The following is an 18257-nucleotide window of genomic DNA, read 5'->3' on the forward strand; positions in this document are numbered from 1 at the left end:
AAACCGACGCATTTTAGGAGTATGGCTGAAGAACTGTCGATGGTTGTTCAATCAACCGGTGAAAGTCCTTGAACCCCCCCACAAAACAGCGGGTTTCCGGCGAATGGTAGCGTTCATTCTCCGGGCAAAAAGAACCCCGCCATTGGCGGGGTTCTTTTGTTCATCGCTGATGCTCAAGCGTGAACTCAGCTGTGCAGGGTTTCTGCCGCGTACAGCGTGTTTTCCAGCAGGCAGGCGCGGGTCATCGGGCCCACGCCACCGGGTACTGGCGTGATCCAGCCAGCGCGGGGCAGGGCGGTTTCGTAGATGACGTCGCCGACCAGTTTGCCGTCTTCCTGACGGTTGATGCCGACGTCGATCACGATGGCCCCTTCCTTGATCCACTCACCCTTGACCAGGCCCGGTTTGCCGGCGGCGACAACCACCAGATCGGCGCGACCGACGTGGCCCGCCAGATCCTTGGTGAAACGGTGGGTGACAGTCACGGTGCAACCGGCCAGCAGCAATTCCATTGCCATCGGACGGCCAACAATGTTGGAGGCGCCGACAACCACGGCGTCCATCCCGTAAAGATCGGCACCGGTGCTTTCCAGCAGTGTCATGATCCCTTTTGGCGTGCACGGGCGCAGCAGCGGAATACGCTGGGCGAGGCGGCCGACGTTATAAGGATGGAAGCCGTCGACGTCTTTGTCCGGACGGATGCGCTCCAGCAATTTGGAAGCATCCAGGTGTTCAGGCAAAGGCAGCTGAAGCAGAACGCCGTCGATTGCCGGGTCGTCGTTCAGGCGATCGATCAGATCGGTCAGCGCTTCTTGAGTGGTTTCGGAAGGCAGGTCGTAGGCTTGGGAAATGAAGCCGACCTCTTCACAGTCTTTACGCTTGTGCGAGACATAAACCTGAGAGGCGGGATCGCTGCCGACCAGGATCACCGCGAGGCCCGGCGTGCGCAGGCCTTGCTGGCGACGCTCGGTAACGCGTTTGGCGATCTGCTGGCGCAGGCTGGCGGCGATCGATTTGCCGTCGATTAGTTGTGCAGTCATTGCGCGTGATTAACCATCGAGAGGGGAAAAAAAGAGAACGCATTCTCGCATGTCATGAGGTGAGGGCAAAGGCGCTTGGTCTGCAAATTCCCCTAACCCCTTTAATTAAATGAATTTTTTTTAAAAAGGATTTGACGACCCCCGGGGGGCTCTATACTATTCGTCGCACTTGTCGGGCACAGCCTAGCACTGGTTAAGAAGGCTGCGCGGAATTACGGTTCTGCAAAGCTGAAAAGCACTTAGTTTGTAGTCCTCCAAGAGTACAGATTAATAAGGCGCCCGTAGCTCAGCTGGATAGAGCATCCGCCTTCTAAGCGGATGGTCGCAGGTTCGAGTCCTGCCGGGTGCGCCATTAGGCAGCTTTGGCACAAGTAGCGCGATATGGTGGGCGTAGCTCAGTTGGTAGAGCACGGGATTGTGACTCCCGTTGTCGTGGGTTCGATCCCCATCGTCCACCCCATATTTCGAAAGGCGCCAGATTAACAGTCTGGCGCCTTTGCTTTAACGGCTATACGCGGATGTGGTGGAATTGGTAGACACACTGGATTTAGGTTCCAGCGCCGCGAGGCGTAAGAGTTCGAGTCTCTTCATCCGCACCAAATAAAGCTTCTCTCATGCCGGTTGGCCTGGTTGGAGCTCAACAAAGAAGTTGTTTGGCTTTTTTGTTACGCAATATGGTGGGCGTAGCTCAGTTGGTAGAGCACGGGATTGTGACTCCCGTTGTCGTGGGTTCGATCCCCATCGTCCACCCCATATTTCGAAAGGCGCCAGATTTAACAGTCTGGCGCCTTTTTTGTTTCAGTGTTTTGAGTATCGGCGGCTGCGGTTCCGGGTCGCAAGGGCAGGGCGTTTCGTCGTATTTATGTTTCTCGATGATGCCGCGTTGCCCGCCGGCCTTGCTTGCAGGGTTGGCTGTCAGGGCGATGATCGGCAACCGCTTCTATATATAGAAGGGTTGGCGCAGAGCCTTGGCGTGATGGGTTGTATTTGCCACCGGGGCGAGATGCATTCGTGCATTCGTCCCTCTAAATTGCCTGCTGCGTTTTTACCCGTTTTCAGTAGGGTGACTTCTTGAGTTTGACCTACTAGAATGCATGCCCTTGATTCTGGGGTCGGAAACGGCCGGCCAACGTCTGTGCAACGAGGAATATCCATGCAAGTTTCTGTTGAAAATACTTCTGCTCTTGAGCGCCGCATGAGCATCACCGTGCCGGCTGAGCGCATCGAGACTCAGGTCAACAAGCGTCTGCAGCAGACCGCCCAAAAGGCCAAGATCGCTGGTTTCCGTCCGGGCAAAGTGCCAATGAGCGAAATCAAGCGCCGTTTTGGTGCTGATGCGCGTCAGGAAGCTGTCGGCGACGTCATCCAGTCCTCGTTCTACGAAGCTGTTGTCGAGCAAAAGCTGAACCCGGCTGGCGCTCCTTCCATCGAGCCAAAATCCCTGGAAGCTGGCAAAGACCTGGAATACGTCGCGATTTTCGAAGTGTTCCCTGAGTTCACCGTTGCCGGTTTCGAAGGCATCACCGTAGAGCGCCTGAGCGCTGACGTGGCTGACGCTGACCTGGACAAAATGCTGGACGTCCTGCGCAAGCAGAACACCCGTTTCGAAGTGGCCGATCGCGCTGCCCAGAACGATGACCAGCTGAACATCGATTTCGTCGGCAAGGTCGACGGTGAAGTGTTCGCTGGCGGTTCCGCCAAAGGTACTCAGCTGGTTCTGGGTTCCGGCCGCATGATTCCTGGTTTCGAAGACGGTCTGGTTGGCGCTAAGGCCGGCGAAGAGCGCGTTCTGAACCTGACGTTCCCAGAGGACTATCAGAACCTCGACCTGGCGGGCAAAACCGCCGAGTTCACCGTGACCGTGAACACTGTTTCCGAGCCGAAACTGCCAGAACTGAACGAAGAATTCTTCGCTCAATTCGGCATCAAGGAAACCGGTCTGGAAGGCTTCCGCGCCGAAGTTCGCAAGAACATGGAGCGTGAACTGCGTCAGGCGATCAAATCCAAGGTCAAGAATCAGGTAATGGACGGTCTGCTGTCCACCAACCCGATTGAAGTGCCAAAGGCTCTGCTGTCCAACGAAGTTGACCGTCTGCGCGTGCAGGCTGTTCAGCAGTTCGGCGGCAACATCAAGCCAGACCAACTGCCGGCCGAGCTGTTTGAAGAACAAGCCAAGCGCCGCGTTGTACTGGGTCTGATCGTGGCTGAAGTGGTCAAGCAATTCGACCTCAAGCCTGACGAAGCTCGCGTTCGCGAAATGATTCAGGAAATGGCTTCGGCTTATCAAGAGCCTGAGCAGGTTGTGTCCTGGTACTACAAGAACGACCAGCAACTGAACGAAGTCCGTTCGGTTGTGCTGGAAGAACAAGTTGTGGATACTGTTCTGCAGAAAGCTAGCGTGACCGACAAATCGGTCTCTTACGAAGAAGCAGTCAAGCCGGTAGAAGCTCCACAAGCCGACTGATCGTTTTTGCGGTAGGAACTACACACCATAAGCCAGCCTTCGTGCTGGCTTATGCGTATTCAAGACATAACTATTTGGGAGTGACTGCAGAGCATGTTCCGTAATTCGTATATTCAGCAGAACTCTGATATCCAGGCCGCAGGCGGCCTGGTCCCGATGGTTGTCGAGCAGTCCGCTCGTGGCGAGCGCGCCTACGATATTTACTCGCGTCTTCTCAAGGAGCGAGTGATCTTTCTGGTTGGTCCGGTAGAGGACTACATGGCCAACCTGATTTGTGCGCAACTGCTGTTCCTTGAAGCGGAAAACCCGGACAAGGACATCCATCTCTATATCAACTCCCCGGGCGGTTCGGTGACGGCGGGCATGTCGATCTATGACACCATGCAGTTCATCAAGCCAAACGTGTCGACCACCTGTATCGGTCAAGCGTGCAGCATGGGCGCGTTCCTGCTGACGGCCGGTGCTCCGGGCAAGCGTTTCTGCCTGCCGAACTCGCGTGTGATGATTCACCAGCCACTGGGCGGTTTCCAGGGCCAGGCATCGGATATCGAAATCCATGCCAAGGAAATCCTCTTCATTCGCGAGCGTCTCAACACGCTGATGGCCAAGCATAGCGGGCGCACGCTCGAAGAAATCGAGCGCGATACCAACCGCGACAATTTCATGAGCGCAGAAGCCGCGCGTGAGTACGGCTTGATCGATGAAGTGATCACCCAGCGCCCCGCTTAAAATAAGCAGCTCAAAATAAGGTGGGTCGGCTGGTCCGATCACCAGCGGGCTTGAAAAAGCCCGCAATAGCCTTCATCTTGTGTTGCAAGCCTATCGGATTTGGATCGAACGAATGACTGACACCCGCAACGGCGAGGACAACGGCAAGCTGCTCTATTGCTCCTTCTGTGGCAAAAGCCAGCATGAAGTGCGCAAATTGATTGCCGGCCCCTCGGTCTTTATCTGCGACGAGTGCGTCGACCTGTGCAATGACATCATCCGAGAGGAGGTGCAGGAAGCCCAGGCTGAAAGCAGCGCGCATAAATTGCCTTCGCCTAAAGAAATCAGCGGCATCCTTGATCAGTACGTGATTGGTCAGGAGCGTGCGAAAAAGGTTCTGGCCGTAGCGGTGTACAACCACTACAAACGCCTGAACCAGCGTGACAAAAAGAATGACGACGTCGAACTCGGCAAAAGCAACATCTTGCTGATCGGCCCGACAGGCTCGGGTAAAACCCTGCTTGCCGAAACACTGGCCCGCTTGTTGAATGTTCCGTTCACCATCGCCGACGCAACCACCCTCACCGAGGCGGGTTACGTGGGTGAAGACGTCGAGAACATCATTCAGAAGCTGCTGCAGAAGTGCGATTACGACGTGGAAAAAGCCCAGATGGGCATTGTCTACATCGATGAGATCGACAAGATCTCGCGCAAGTCTGACAACCCGTCGATCACCCGGGACGTTTCCGGTGAAGGCGTGCAGCAGGCCCTGCTCAAGTTGATCGAAGGCACGGTCGCTTCTGTTCCGCCCCAAGGTGGTCGCAAGCATCCGCAGCAGGAATTCCTTCAGGTCGACACCCGTAACATCCTGTTCATCTGTGGCGGTGCGTTCTCCGGTCTGGAAAAGGTTATTCAAAACCGTTCCACCAAGGGCGGCATCGGTTTCAACGCAGAAGTGCGCAGCAAGGAAGAAGGCAAGAAAGTCGGTGAATCCCTGCGTGAAGTCGAGCCTGACGATCTGGTCAAGTTCGGTCTGATCCCGGAATTCGTCGGTCGTCTGCCGGTCCTTGCCACGCTGGACGAGCTTGATGAAGCTGCATTGATGCAGATCCTCACCGAGCCGAAAAATGCTCTGACCAAGCAGTACGCCAAGTTGTTCGAGATGGAAGGTGTGGACCTGGAATTCCGGGCCGACGCACTGAAATCGGTCGCCAAACGTGCCCTGGAACGCAAAACCGGTGCCCGTGGACTGCGTTCGATTCTCGAAGGTGTATTGCTCGACACTATGTATGAAATCCCCTCGCAGTCCGAGGTGAGTAAAGTAGTGATCGATGAAAGCGTTATAGAAGGCAAGTCCAAGCCACTGTATATCTACGAAAACAGTGAGCCGGCTGCCAAGGCCGCGCCAGACGCTTAAGCGTCACGCAGCTGGAATAAAGAAGGGGCCTTCGGGCCCCTTTGCTTTTTGCGCGTTTTAACCCTGTCTTTGCGCTTGTTTTTTTTGAAGGCAGCCCCCATCTTGGTTTCAAGCTTACTTCCATCTGTTTACGGCCTTATGGCCGCCGTAGAGGCGAAATCATGAAGACAACCATCGAATTGCCTCTCCTGCCATTGCGTGATGTTGTGGTTTATCCGCACATGGTTATCCCGCTGTTCGTGGGGCGCGAGAAATCCATCGAAGCCCTCGAGGCTGCGATGACGGGCGACAAGCAGATCCTTCTGCTGGCTCAGAGAAATCCTGCTGACGATGATCCCGGTGAAGATGCACTCTATCGCGTAGGTACGATTGCTACCGTTCTGCAGCTGCTCAAGCTGCCTGACGGCACGGTCAAGGTTCTGGTCGAAGGTGAGCAGCGGGGCGCTGTGGAGCGCTTCAGCGAAGTGGACGGCCACTGCCGTGCCGAAGTCTCATTGATCGACGAAGTCGACGCGCCTGAACGCGAGTCGGAAGTGTTTGTCCGCAGCCTGCTGGCTCAGTTCGAACAATATGTGCAGCTGGGCAAGAAAGTCCCCGCTGAGGTCCTGTCGTCGCTCAACAGCATCGACGAGCCAGGCCGCCTGGTCGACACCATGGCCGCACATATGGCCCTGAAAATCGAGCAGAAGCAGGAGATCCTCGAAATCATCGATTTGTCGGCCCGGGTCGAGCACGTCCTGGCGTTGCTGGATGCCGAGATCGATCTGCTGCAAGTCGAAAAGCGCATTCGCGGCCGCGTCAAAAAACAAATGGAGCGCAGCCAGCGCGAGTACTACCTGAATGAGCAGATGAAGGCCATTCAGAAAGAACTCGGCGACAGCGACGAAGGCCACAACGAAATCGAAGAGCTGAAAAAGCGCATCGATGCTGCTGGCCTGCCGAAAGATGCCCTGGCCAAGGCCCAGGGCGAACTGAACAAGCTGAAACAGATGTCGCCAATGTCCGCGGAAGCCACCGTGGTGCGTTCGTATATCGACTGGCTGGTTCAGGTGCCGTGGAAGGCGCAGAGCAAAGTGCGCCTGGACCTGGCACGTGCTGAAGATATCCTCGACGCGGACCACTACGGTCTGGAAGAAGTCAAAGAGCGGATCCTCGAGTACCTCGCCGTGCAAAAGCGCGTGAAGAAGATTCGAGGTCCTGTGTTGTGCCTGGTCGGTCCTCCTGGTGTGGGTAAAACCTCCCTGGCGGAGTCGATTGCTCATGCGACCAACCGCAAATTCGTACGCATGGCCCTCGGCGGTGTGCGCGATGAAGCGGAAATCCGTGGTCATCGCCGGACTTATATCGGTTCGATGCCAGGAAGATTGATTCAAAAAATGACAAAAGTGGGCGTCCGCAACCCGCTGTTCCTGCTCGATGAAATCGACAAAATGGGCAGCGACATGCGCGGCGATCCAGCGTCGGCGTTGCTGGAAGTGCTCGATCCGGAGCAGAACCACAACTTCAACGATCACTATCTGGAAGTCGACTACGACCTGTCCGATGTGATGTTCCTGTGCACCTCGAACTCCATGAACATTCCGCCGGCGCTGCTCGACCGGATGGAAGTGATTCGTCTGCCGGGCTACACCGAAGACGAAAAGATCAACATCGCCGTCAAATACCTTTCGCCGAAGCAGATCACGGCCAACGGTCTGAAGAAAGGCGAGCTGGAATTCGACGCCGAAGCGATCCGCGACATCATCCGCTACTACACCCGCGAAGCCGGTGTACGTGGACTGGAGCGCCAGATTGCCAAGGTTTGCCGCAAGGCGGTCAAAGAGCATGCGCTGGAAAAACGCTTCTCGGTGAAGGTCACTGCCGACATGCTGGAACACTTCCTCGGCGTGCGCAAATTCCGCTATGGCCTGGCTGAATCGCAGGATCAGATCGGTCAAGTGACCGGGCTGGCATGGACTCAAGTGGGCGGCGAGTTGCTGACCATCGAAGCCGCTGTGGTACCAGGCAAAGGGCAACTGATAAAGACCGGTTCGCTGGGTGACGTGATGGTCGAATCGATCACTGCCGCGTTGACCGTTGTCCGCAGCCGCGCGAAGAGCCTGGGGATTCCCCTGGACTTCCACGAGAAGCGCGACACGCACATCCACATGCCGGAAGGGGCCACCCCGAAGGATGGCCCTAGCGCCGGTGTAGGCATGTGCACGGCCCTGGTGTCGGCATTGACCGGCATTCCGGTGCGTGCTGACGTGGCCATGACGGGTGAAATCACCCTGCGCGGTCAAGTGCTGGCGATTGGTGGTCTGAAAGAAAAACTGCTTGCGGCTCACCGTGGCGGGATCAAAACGGTGATCATTCCTGAAGAGAACGTACGCGATCTGAAGGAAATTCCTGACAATATCAAGCAAGATCTGCAGATTAAACCGGTTAAATGGATTGACGAGGTCCTGCAAATTGCGCTGCAATACGCGCCGGAGCCCTTGCCCGATGTAGCTCCGGAGATAGTTGCAAAGGATGAAAAACGCGAGTCTGACTCTAAGGAAAGAATTAGCACGCATTAGTACGCATTTGCCTGGGGGGCTTGTTGACAGCTTTTTAGAGCCCTTGTTATAAAGCGGCTCTTAAGTGTCTGTAGGCCATTCAGCACTCGTTTTTGCTTTCACCAAAAAACTTAGAATCATACTCAAATAGATATAAGGGGACTTAGAGTGAACAAGTCGGAACTGATTGATGCTATCGCTGCATCCGCTGATATCCCGAAAGCTGCTGCTGGCCGTGCGCTGGACGCTGTAATCGAATCCGTCACTGGCGCTCTCAAGGCTGGCGACTCTGTTGTTCTGGTTGGTTTCGGTACTTTCTCCGTGACTGATCGTCCAGCTCGCATTGGTCGTAACCCACAGACCGGTAAGACACTGGAAATCGCAGCAGCCAAAAAACCAGGTTTCAAAGCCGGTAAAGCACTGAAAGAAGCTGTCAACTAAGTTCGATTCAGGTTTTTGCCTATCCGGGTCGGGGTCATGCCTGACCTGGCAGCGGAGCGGTAGTCCAGTCGGCGAGTCGCCGGTCCGAGACGCCGAGGGTCGCAAGTTCGAACCCTTGGTCCGTTCCGCCAGTTACGAGAAGGCGCATCCTCGGATGCGCCTTTCTTCTATCCGGATTCTACCCACGCTCCACGGTTGCCTAATTTTGAAGTTCAACCGTTTCTGGGGGACGCATGCTGCAGAATATCAGGGACAATTCACAAGGCTGGATTGCCAAGACCATTATCGGGGTCATCGTTGCACTGATGGCTTTGACCGGTTTCGACGCCATTTTTCAGGCCACTACCCATCGTAACGATGCGGCCAAGGTCAACGGCGAGGAAATCAGCCAGAACGAGCTGAGCCAGGCGGTCGATATGCAACGCCGTCAGCTCATGCAACAGCTGGGCAAGGATTTCGATGCTTCCTTGCTCGACGAAAAAATGCTGCGCGAATCGGCCCTCAAAGGCTTGATCGACCGCAAACTGCTGCTGCAAGGCGCAGAAAACTCGAAATTCGCTTTTTCCGAAGCGGCTTTGGACCAAGTGATCCTGCAAACCCCTGAGTTCCAGGTGGACGGCAAGTTCAGCTCCGAGCGTTTCGATCAGGTTATTCGTCAGCTCGGCTACAGCCGCATGCAATTCCGCCAGATGCTGGCTCAGGAAATGCTGATCGGTCAGCTGCGCGCGGGTCTGGCAGGTAGCGGTTTCGTCACCGACGCACAGGTTCTGGCCTTCGCCCGTCTGGAAAAACAGACCCGCGATTTCGCGACCCTGAACGTCAAGGCTGACCCGGCGGCTGTGAAGCTGACCGACGATGAGGTCAAGGCCTACTACGACGAACACGCCAAGGAGTTCATGACGCCGGATCAGGTGATCATTGATTACCTCGAGTTGAAGAAGTCTTCCTTCTTCGATCAGGTCACCGTCAAGGACGAAGACCTGCAGGCGGCGTATCAGAAAGAAATCGCGAACCTGTCCGAGCAACGCCGGGCGGCGCACATTCTGATCGAAGTGAACGATAAGGTGACCGAGGCGCAAGCCAAGGCCAAAATCGAAGAAGTCCAGGCCCGTCTGGCCAAAGGCGAGAAGTTCGAAGCCCTGGCCAAGGAGTTCTCCCAGGACCCGGGTTCGGCGAACAACGGTGGTGACCTCGGCTACGCAGGTCCTGGTGTCTACGATCCGGCCTTCGAAACAGCGCTGTACGCGTTGGCCAAGGATCAGGTTTCGGCACCGGTCCGCACTGATTTCGGTTTCCACCTGATCAAGCTGTTGGGCGTCGAGGCTCCGGAAGTTCCGACCCTCGCCAGCCTGAAAGACAAGCTGACCCGTGAACTGAAAACCCAGCAGGTCGAGCAGCGTTTCGTCGAGGCGACCAAGCAGCTGGAAGACTCGTCGTTTGAGTCCTCCGATCTGGCTCAGCCGGCACAGGACCTGAAACTGACCATTCACACCTCCAAGCCGTTCGGCCGGGAAGGTGGCGAAGGCGTGACAGCCAACCGTGCGGTGATCACTGCCGCGTTCAGTCCTGAAGTGCTGGATGAGGGTGCCAACAGCACCGCCATCGAACTCGATCCGGAAACCGTGATCGTGTTGCGCGCCAAGGAGCACTTGAAGCCTGCGCAATTGCCGCTGGAAAGCGTGTCTGCCGCCATCCGAGGGCAATTGGCCAAGGAGCACGCCAGTGCTGCCGCCAAGACCAAGGCTGACGAGCTGATCGCCAGCCTGCGCGAAGGCAAGGCGCCACTGGACAAGGCGATTGAGGGTCAGAGCTGGAAAGTCACCGCAGCAGCGACACGCGCTCAGGAAGGGATCGACCCGACTGTGCTGCAAGCGCTGTTCCGCATGCCTAAACCAGCCGCCAAAGACAAGCCGACCTTCGGCAGCGTGACCCTGGCCGATGGTAGCCTGGTGATCGTGCGCCTGAACGGCGTCAATGAAGCCGCTGCGCCGACCGAAGAAGAGAAGGCTCAATACCGTCGCTTCCTCGCCTCGCGCATTGGCCAGCAAGACTTTGCGGCTTACCGCAAGCAGCTGGAAGCCGAAGCGGACATCAAGCGTTTCTGATGCCTGACTGAGTTTCCCGCGCAACACAAAGACCCCGGCCGAAAATCCGGGGTTTTTTGTGGGTGACGGAAAAGTGGGCAGGCGCTCCCCGTCGCCTGGTTTTTTACTGAACGACTTTTTCCTGTAAATGGCAGTCATTACACTTGTAACTGTTTCAAGACACTAATCGGTGCGACGCTAAGCATCGATCTGTTGCACAATACGCCCCGGACCGTTTTCTTCAGGATGTTCAATGTTTAAATCATTTCCCGTGCGGGTTGTCGGGCTGGCTCTGGTGCTGGCGGCCGCGGCCGGTTGCTCGTCGAAAAAAGCCCCCATCTATGAGCATGAGAACTTCGACGACTCCGGAACGTTTTCGCGCAACTATCCGGTGACCGATGCGCAAACCTGCGAAGCCGCCCGTCGGGCGTTGCTCAGTCAGGGCTACATCATTACCAGCAGCGATCCGAAACTGATCAGTGGTCACAAAAGCTTCCAGCAGACTGGCGATACCCACATGGAGATCAGTTTCAGTGTGGTCTGTGCCGATGATGGCAGCGAAGGTCACCACGCCACCATGTTTGCCAACGCACTGCAGGATCGCTATGCGCTGAAGAAAACCAACAATTCCGCCAGCCTTGGCGTGGGCGTGCTGGGTTCGGTATCGATGCCGATCGGCTCGTCCGATGATTCGATGGTCAAGGTTGCCAGCGAAACCGTATCGTCGGCGAAGTTCTACGAGCGCTTCTTCACCCTGGTGGAATTGTTCCTGCCGCCGGAAGCGAAAAAAGCCGCGCACATCGTCGAGAAGCCGAAAACCGACCTGGGCGTGCCTGAAACCAAGGCCGCACCGGCGGCATTGGCGCCGGAGCCTGCGCCCGCCGCAGAACCTGCACCGGCACCAGCCGCGGAGCCGGTTGCACCCCCACCAGAACCCGCACCGGTTGCCCCGGCCGAAAACACTGAATCGGCGCCGTCGACGGAAAACGTCACGCCACCGCCGCAGTCGGATTTGCCTCCTCCGAGCGAACCGATTCCAGCCATGCCGGTCACCAGCCAGTAATCGCTCCTGACGTTCCGGGATCAGCCCACAGCTCGTTGATCCCGGAACAGCGTTCAATTGATCCGCGTCAACCCAGGCCGTATTCCTGCAGCCTGTATCGAAAAAATCCTGTGATAAATTCCTGACCGCCTGCTACGTTTTATTCAGTAGCGACGAAGCGTCGTGCCTGCGTCATTTTTCTTTCACTCGGGCACTTTATGCTCAAGGCGCTGGTCATTTATTCAAGCGTTTTTTCAATGAGCTGTGGGAGATTCACAATGGACGATTATCAAGAAGAGCTGCTCGAGTTTCAGGCGTTTGAACTGGACCCGCTGGAACCCGCCGAAGACGCTACCGAGCTGTAAGCGTCAGGCGGATTGGCGGTGACTGCGGCGAAATTCGCCGGGAGTCTGGCCGCTCCAGCGTTTGAAAGCGCGTTGAAACGCTTCCGCTGAGGCAAAGCCCAGCAGGTAGGCGATTTCACCGAACGCCAGTTCGGTGTCACGAATGTAGGTCATGGCCAGGTCGCGACGGGTGTCGTTGAGAATTGCACGAAACTGCGTGCCTTCCTCGGCGAGTTTGCGGCGCAAGGTCCAGGTAGGCAGCTTCAGGCGTGCCGCCACTTCTTCCAGGTCGGGTTCCCGGCCACCATTGAGCAACGGCCCCAGTAACTGAGTGATGCGTTCACGCAGGCTGCGGGTGCGTGTCAGTTGTTCCAGTTCCCGTTCACACAGTTGCAACAGGTGCCGCCACGTACTCGGGCAGTGCAGCGGGTTGCGCTGGGCGAGGCTGTCCAGGCTCAGGCGCAGCTGGTTCTGTTCGGCGCTGAACTGGATTGGGCAATCGCCCAGCACCGCATAAGCGTCGTGGTAATCCGGTTCGTCGAATTCGATTTCGATGCGTTCGGCGCTCAAGGGAACAGGGCTGACGCTGGACAATTGCTGCAACCATCCGGCGATGATCGAATCCACCACGAAGCGGTTGTAGGCGTTGTAAGGACTGATGGAATAGAACCGCAGCCAGGCGCCTTGGGCGTCTTCGTGGAAGCTCGATTGACCGCGATAGTTGGAGCCGTACAAGGCTTCGAAGCGAATCAGGCAACGTGCCGCTTCCCGTACTGTCGGCGCCTGCGCGGCGGTGACTCCGGCCAGGCCGGCCTGGCTCAGACGGCTGAGCTGGCCCATGCGCAAACCCAGCGCCGGGTTGTCGGTCAGTTGAATCGCGCCGTGGCCCAGGCGCATGTAACGCGGGATCGACAGCCGGGCGCAGGCTTCGCCAAGCCGCGCGGGGTCGAGGCCATACTGGTCGAGCAGGGGCTGAGGATCGATGCCGTGACTGCGCACCGCGTCGGCCAGGCTATGAACAAAGCCGACCGACAAATCGCCCAGACGCATCGGCAACGGTTTCATGGCTTACAACCAAAGATTCAGCAAGCGCGCGCCACGGACATTTCCACCGACGAAATGCTGGCCGTTGCTGCTGAGAAAGCTCTGCCCGGCGCTGCCCTGATCCCAGAATTGCCCGCGCAGGAACACACTCACGCCGGCAATGGCCTGGCTGCTGGGCGGTTGAGCGGTCAGTGTCAGGCGATGCCAGGCCTGGCCTTCGCTGAGCTCGCCAGCCTTGAGACTGACGGAGCCGGGCGTCGACAAACCTTTGTAACCGCGCCATGGCTTGTCCCAGGTCCCGCGACCACTGACGAACGCCGGTACCGCGACCAACTGCGCACCCTGATCGTCGAGTTTGCGGTAGTTGCCCGGGTACCAACTGTCGCTACCGATCAGCACGCCCAGACGGCCGGCCGGGGTGTCGACGACGCTGAGCGTGTGTTCGCCATTTGCTTCGATTACATCATGCTCGGCGAAAATCGGGTGCATCTGGCGCTGTGGCTGGCCAATCGGCAGACCATCGCGACCGAACACCACGCTGCTGTTGTACAGCGCGCCGCGACCGATTTTCAGGGTGCCGTCGATGATGCTCGGCTCAGGCAGCACGATGGAGCCCGCCACCAGTGTCACGTGAAATTCTTTCGCCAGACCACCGAACAGCGCCTGGTACTCCTTGGCCATGCCTTTGGCTTTCATGCGCAGGTGCGCATCGTCCAGGCGGTTGTCGCCCTTGGCGCTGATCAGGGCGCGGACGAACTGCAAGGGATTGCTCACCGCCAGCCAGTTCATGGCTTCCTTGATGGTGGTGGCCTGGTACAGCTCGTCTTTTTCGCCACTGACCATCAACCAGGTGCCGACATGTTCAGGCAGCACGACGATGGTTTTTTCATTCAACAAGCCCTGTTCCTGGGCTTTCTGCAGATAGGCCGCGAGTTTGCGGTGCAGGCGTTCGGCGCTTTGATAGTCGGTGGGGAAGAGTTCCGGCTGGATGCCCAGCAGGTTGCCGCGATCGGCAGGGGTGCCTTGATCGATGGCGAGATCGATTCGCAGGTCCGACAGGTAATGACCCACCGGACGGTCCGCGGCCCACATGGCGTAGGTTGTCAGGGCGGCAATCAATGCCATGGAGAAAGTCAGGTACAGAAGTTTGCGCATGGGAAAACAGTCGACGGCCGTTTGCAGGGTTCGCTGACTAGGGTAGGGCTCATGTCGGCGCTTGCCAAGGGCTGCTGCGCATTTGGATCAATAAGTTGTCAGTTACGGTCATTGAGCGGCCGGGGGAGTGCTCATAGTCTGTTACACAAGACAGAGGGGCGCCAAAGAGCGCCCACACTTTTTCCGTGATCGCTCGTTGTGGAGTTACCGATGACCGCCGCTCATTACCCGCACCTGTTGGCCCCGCTTGACCTGGGTTTTACCACGCTGCGCAACCGTACCCTGATGGGCTCGATGCACACTGGTCTGGAGGAGAAACCCGGCGGTTTCGAGCGTATGGCTGCCTACTTCGCCGAACGTGCCCGTGGCGGCGTTGGCCTGATGGTCACGGGGGGTATCGGCCCGAACGACGAAGGCGGTGTGTACTCTGGCGCGGCCAAGCTGACCACTGAAGAAGAAGCGCTCAAACACCAGATCGTGACCCGAGCGGTGCACGAGGCGGGCGGCAAGATCTGCATGCAGATTCTTCACGCCGGTCGTTATGCCTACAGCCCGAAACAGGTTGCGCCGAGCGCCATCCAGGCGCCGATCAACCCGTTCAAGCCCAAGGAGCTGGACGAGGAGGGCATCGAGAAGCAGATCAACGATTTCGTCACCTGCTCGGCCCTGGCGCAAAAAGCCGAGTACGACGGCGTCGAGATCATGGGCTCCGAAGGTTATTTCATTAACCAGTTCCTCGCGGCCCACACCAACCACCGCACCGACCGTTGGGGCGGCAGCTACGAAAACCGTATGCGCCTGCCGGTGGAAATCGTCCGTCGCGTGCGCGAAGCCGTTGGCCCGAATTTCATCATTATCTTCCGTCTGTCGATGCTCGACCTAGTGGAGGGCGGCAGCACCTGGGAAGAAATCGTGACGCTGGCCAAGGCCATCGAGCAGGCCGGCGCGACCCTCATCAACACCGGTATCGGCTGGCACGAAGCGCGGATTCCGACCATCGCCACCAAAGTGCCGCGTGGGGCGTTCAGCAAGGTCACCGCCAAATTGCGTGGCTCGGTGAGCATTCCGCTGATCACCACCAACCGTATCAACACCCCGGAAGTGGCCGAGCAGATATTGGCGGAAGGCGATGCCGACATGGTGTCGATGGCGCGGCCATTCCTGGCCGACCCGGACTTCGTCAACAAGGCCGCCGCGGGCCGTGCCGATGAAATCAACACCTGCATCGGTTGCAACCAGGCGTGCCTCGATCACACGTTCGGCGGCAAGTTGACCACGTGCCTGGTCAACCCGCGGGCCTGTCATGAGACCGAACTCAATTACCTGCCGGTGCAGCAGATCAAGAAGGTCGCGGTGGTCGGTGCCGGCCCTGCGGGTCTGTCGGCTGCAACCGTGGCTGCCGAACGTGGCCATCAGGTGACGCTGTTCGATTCGGCCAGCGAAATCGGCGGCCAGTTCAACATCGCCAAGCGCGTGCCGGGCAAGGAAGAGTTCTTTGAAACCCTGCGCTACTTCAACCGCAAGTTGCAGACCACCAACGTCGAGGTCTGCCTGAACACCCGCGTTGACGTGGCGAAACTGGTGGAAGGCGGTTACGACGAGATCATTCTGGCGACCGGTATTGCTCCAAGAACGCCGGCGATTCCGGGTGTCGAGAACGCCAAGGTGCTGAACTACCTCGATGTGATTCTGCAACGCAAACCGGTGGGTAAACGTGTCGCGGTCATCGGCGCGGGCGGTATCGGTTTTGATGTGTCGGAATTCCTGGTGCATCAAGGCGTGGCCACCAGCCTCGACCGCGAAGCGTTCTGGAAAGAGTGGGGCATCGACACGCATCTGGAAGCCCGTGGTGGTGTGGCCGGCGTCAAGGCCGAAGTGCATGCGCCGGCCCGTGAAGTGTTCCTGCTGCAACGCAAGAAATCCAAGGTCGGCGACGGCCTGGGCAAGACCACCGGCTGGATTCACCGCACGGGTCTGAAGAACAAGCAGGTGCAGATGCTCAACAGCGTCGAATACTTGAAGATCGATGACGAAGGCTTGCACATTCGCATTGGTGAAACCGGCGAGCCGCAAGTGCTGGCGGTGGACAACATCGTGATTTGCGCCGGGCAGGATCCGTTGCGTGAGTTGCACGACGGGTTGGTCGCGGCCGGGCAGAACGTGCATTTGATTGGCGGCGCGGACGTGGCGGCAGAGCTGGACGCGAAGCGGGCGATCAATCAGGGCTCGCGGTTGGCTGCGCAGTTGTAATCACCGCAATCCCTGTGGCGAGGGAGCTTGCTCGCGCTCGGCTGCGCAGCAGCCGTAAATCAGTGATGGTGATTAACCTGACACAACACCATTGCTGATAAAAGGAGTCCTTCGGACTCCAGCGGGCGCAAGCTCCCTCGCCACAAATTGGCTGCTAAGATGCTGGCTGTTTACCCAGAGCCGGCATCGATGTTTCTCCCTCCCAGTGACTGGCTACCCCAAGCCCCGCTCGAACCCCTTCGTCTTGATTGGCTAAGCCGATCGAGCATCGAACTCGCCATCCTGCGCCTCGACCAGATCGACCCTCTGATCAGCGGCAACAAGTGGTTCAAGCTCATCGAACACCTCAAAGCCGCCGACCTCGCCGGTGCCGAAGGCATCATCAGCCTGGGCGGTGCTCATTCCAATCATCTGCATGCACTGGCGGCTGCCGGCAAACGCTTCGGGTTCAAAACGGTGGGTTTGCTGCGCGGTCATCCGCAAGAAACCCCTACGGTCAAAGACTTGCAAGCATTCGGCATGCAGTTGCACTGGCTCGGTTATGGTGGTTATCGCGCGCGGCACGAGGCGGGTTTCTGGGAACCCTGGCGGGCGCAATATCCCGATCTGCTTCCGGTGCCCGAAGGTGGCGGAGGATTGCCCGGCGCAAAGGGCTGCATGCGGCTGAAGGTGATGGCCAGTGAGCAACTGAACAGTCTGGGCTGGAGCGGCTACGACGGTTGGTGGCTCGCCTGTGGAACCGGCACCACGCTGGCCGGCCTGGTGCTGGCCGAAGCGGGGGAGCATCCGGTTTACGGCGCGCTTGCTGTGCCCGACGACCATGGTGTGGCGCAGCAGGTCGAATCGATTGTGCAAGAAGCAGGCTTGCGCGACCCGGTGTGTGAACTGTTTGACGCCAGTCGCGGCGGCTTCGCCAAAGTCGATCCGTTGTTACTGGACTTCATCGCGCAGACCGAACAGGCCAGCGGCATTCCCCTCGAGCCGCTGTATACGGGCAAAGCGCTGTTGGCGCTCAAACAGCACGTCGAGGCGGGTCGATTTGCCAAGGGCACTCGCCTGATCTTTGTCCACACCGGCGGCTTGCAGGGCCGCCGCGGGCTTCAATAAAAGGCGTTCAACCGCGCTTGGGCATCATCCGCAACAAGGTGTTATCGCCCACCACATAGTGATGATAGAGCCCCGCCACGGCGTGCAGCCCGATCAGCCAATAACCGATGGTGCCGCCGAGCACATGCCAGCCTTCGATCTGCCTGGCCAGCGCCTTGTCCTCTGACACCAGCAGCGGCAAGTCAAAGCCATAGAACATCACCTGATGCCCCTTGGCACTGGTGACCAGCCAACCGAGGATCGGCATCGCGATCATGAAAATGTACAGCGCCCAGTGCATCAACCTGGCGAGGATGGTTTGCCAGTGCGGTGAGGCGGGGAAGATCTGCGGTGCCGGGCCGAGGCTGCGGGCGAACAATCTGAGCCAGACCAGCACGAATACAGTCAGCCCCAGCATGAAGTGCGATTCGGTGATCAGCGTTCGGCCACCGCTGCCTTTAGGAAAGATCCCGCGAAATTCGATGCAGGCATACACCAGCGCCAGCAGGACCAGCATCAACCAGTGCAGGGTGATCGAGACGGTGCTGTAGCGTGAATCGGAGTTTTTCCACGGCATTCGGTGTTCCTCACAGGTCGGGTCAAGCCACCGTTCTTGGTCGACGGTGCACTTTCACTGTAATCCTG

The 18257-nt window shown here is 58.0% G+C and carries 14 protein-coding genes and 4 tRNA genes; 14 read left to right on the plus strand and 4 right to left on the minus strand.

Features of this window, described 5'->3' with window-relative positions; genetic code table 11:
• Positions 1-185 precede the first annotated feature (185 nt).
• Positions 186-1040 carry a bifunctional methylenetetrahydrofolate dehydrogenase/methenyltetrahydrofolate cyclohydrolase FolD gene (gene folD, locus B723_RS15525; protein WP_017337583.1) on the minus strand — a complete coding sequence of 285 codons (855 nt, stop codon included), beginning with the start codon at positions 1038-1040 and terminating at the stop codon, positions 186-188.
• Positions 1041-1315: 275 nt separating this feature from the next.
• Here folD and B723_RS15530 point away from each other — a divergent pair.
• The 12 genes from B723_RS15530 (at position 1316) to B723_RS33465 (ending at position 12098) form a co-directional block, all read left to right on the plus strand.
• Positions 1316-1392: transfer RNA gene (locus B723_RS15530), tRNA-Arg, on the plus strand.
• Between the two features lie 32 nt (positions 1393-1424).
• Positions 1425-1500, plus strand: a tRNA-His gene (locus tag B723_RS15535).
• Positions 1501-1554: 54 nt separating this feature from the next.
• Positions 1555-1639: transfer RNA gene (locus B723_RS15540), tRNA-Leu, on the plus strand.
• A 78-nt stretch (positions 1640-1717) separates the two neighbouring features.
• A tRNA-His gene (locus tag B723_RS15545) sits at positions 1718-1793 on the plus strand.
• Positions 1794-2193: 400 nt separating this feature from the next.
• A complete protein-coding gene (gene tig / locus B723_RS15550; RefSeq protein ID WP_017339699.1) occupies positions 2194-3504 on the plus strand; it encodes a trigger factor in 1311 nt (436 codons plus the stop codon).
• 93 nt (positions 3505-3597) lie between these two features.
• A complete protein-coding gene (gene clpP / locus B723_RS15555) occupies positions 3598-4233 on the plus strand; it encodes an ATP-dependent Clp endopeptidase proteolytic subunit ClpP (RefSeq protein WP_017339698.1) in 636 nt (211 codons plus the stop codon).
• A 112-nt stretch (positions 4234-4345) separates the two neighbouring features.
• Entirely contained in the window at positions 4346-5629 is a 1284-nt protein-coding gene (gene clpX, locus B723_RS15560; protein ID WP_007946893.1) for an ATP-dependent Clp protease ATP-binding subunit ClpX, read from the plus strand.
• Between the two features lie 161 nt (positions 5630-5790).
• Positions 5791-8187, plus strand: a complete 2397-nt coding sequence (gene lon / locus B723_RS15565) for an endopeptidase La (protein ID WP_052909694.1) — start codon at positions 5791-5793, stop codon at positions 8185-8187.
• 147 nt (positions 8188-8334) lie between these two features.
• Positions 8335-8607, plus strand: a complete 273-nt coding sequence (locus B723_RS15570; RefSeq protein WP_002552737.1) for an HU family DNA-binding protein — start codon at positions 8335-8337, stop codon at positions 8605-8607.
• A 233-nt stretch (positions 8608-8840) separates the two neighbouring features.
• A complete protein-coding gene (locus B723_RS15575; protein WP_017339695.1) occupies positions 8841-10712 on the plus strand; it encodes a SurA N-terminal domain-containing protein in 1872 nt (623 codons plus the stop codon).
• Between the two features lie 232 nt (positions 10713-10944).
• Positions 10945-11754, plus strand: coding sequence for a DUF2242 domain-containing protein (locus B723_RS15580; protein WP_017339694.1), 810 nt, complete (start codon positions 10945-10947; stop codon positions 11752-11754).
• A 197-nt stretch (positions 11755-11951) separates the two neighbouring features.
• Complete coding sequence (locus B723_RS33465) at positions 11952-12098, plus strand: hypothetical protein (RefSeq protein ID WP_191623712.1); 147 nt, start codon at positions 11952-11954, stop codon at positions 12096-12098.
• Between the two features lie 3 nt (positions 12099-12101).
• Here the strand turns inward: B723_RS33465 and B723_RS15585 are convergent, their stop codons facing one another.
• Positions 12102-13142 carry an AraC family transcriptional regulator gene (locus B723_RS15585; protein WP_017339693.1) on the minus strand — a complete coding sequence of 347 codons (1041 nt, stop codon included), beginning with the start codon at positions 13140-13142 and terminating at the stop codon, positions 12102-12104.
• A 3-nt stretch (positions 13143-13145) separates the two neighbouring features.
• Positions 13146-14276 (minus strand): carbon-nitrogen hydrolase family protein, encoded by a 1131-nt coding sequence (locus tag B723_RS15590; protein ID WP_017339692.1) that lies wholly within the window; start codon positions 14274-14276, stop codon positions 13146-13148.
• Positions 14277-14486: 210 nt separating this feature from the next.
• Here B723_RS15590 and B723_RS15595 point away from each other — a divergent pair, with 210 nt between their 5' ends.
• Both B723_RS15595 and B723_RS15600 read left to right on the plus strand, forming a co-directional pair.
• On the plus strand, positions 14487-16526 hold the full coding sequence (locus tag B723_RS15595) for an FAD-dependent oxidoreductase (protein WP_017339691.1): 2040 nt from the start codon (positions 14487-14489) through the stop codon (positions 16524-16526).
• Positions 16527-16715: 189 nt separating this feature from the next.
• On the plus strand, positions 16716-17633 hold the full coding sequence (locus tag B723_RS15600; protein WP_017339690.1) for a 1-aminocyclopropane-1-carboxylate deaminase/D-cysteine desulfhydrase: 918 nt from the start codon (positions 16716-16718) through the stop codon (positions 17631-17633).
• 7 nt (positions 17634-17640) lie between these two features.
• On the opposite strand, the gene B723_RS15605 is transcribed toward B723_RS15600, so the two are convergent.
• Positions 17641-18189 carry a cytochrome b gene (locus B723_RS15605; RefSeq protein WP_017339689.1) on the minus strand — a complete coding sequence of 183 codons (549 nt, stop codon included), beginning with the start codon at positions 18187-18189 and terminating at the stop codon, positions 17641-17643.
• Between the last annotated feature and the right edge of the window lie 68 nt (positions 18190-18257).

The organism is Pseudomonas fluorescens NCIMB 11764, assembly GCF_000293885.2.
Taxonomy (GTDB): Bacteria; Pseudomonadota; Gammaproteobacteria; order Pseudomonadales; family Pseudomonadaceae; genus Aquipseudomonas; species Aquipseudomonas fluorescens_B.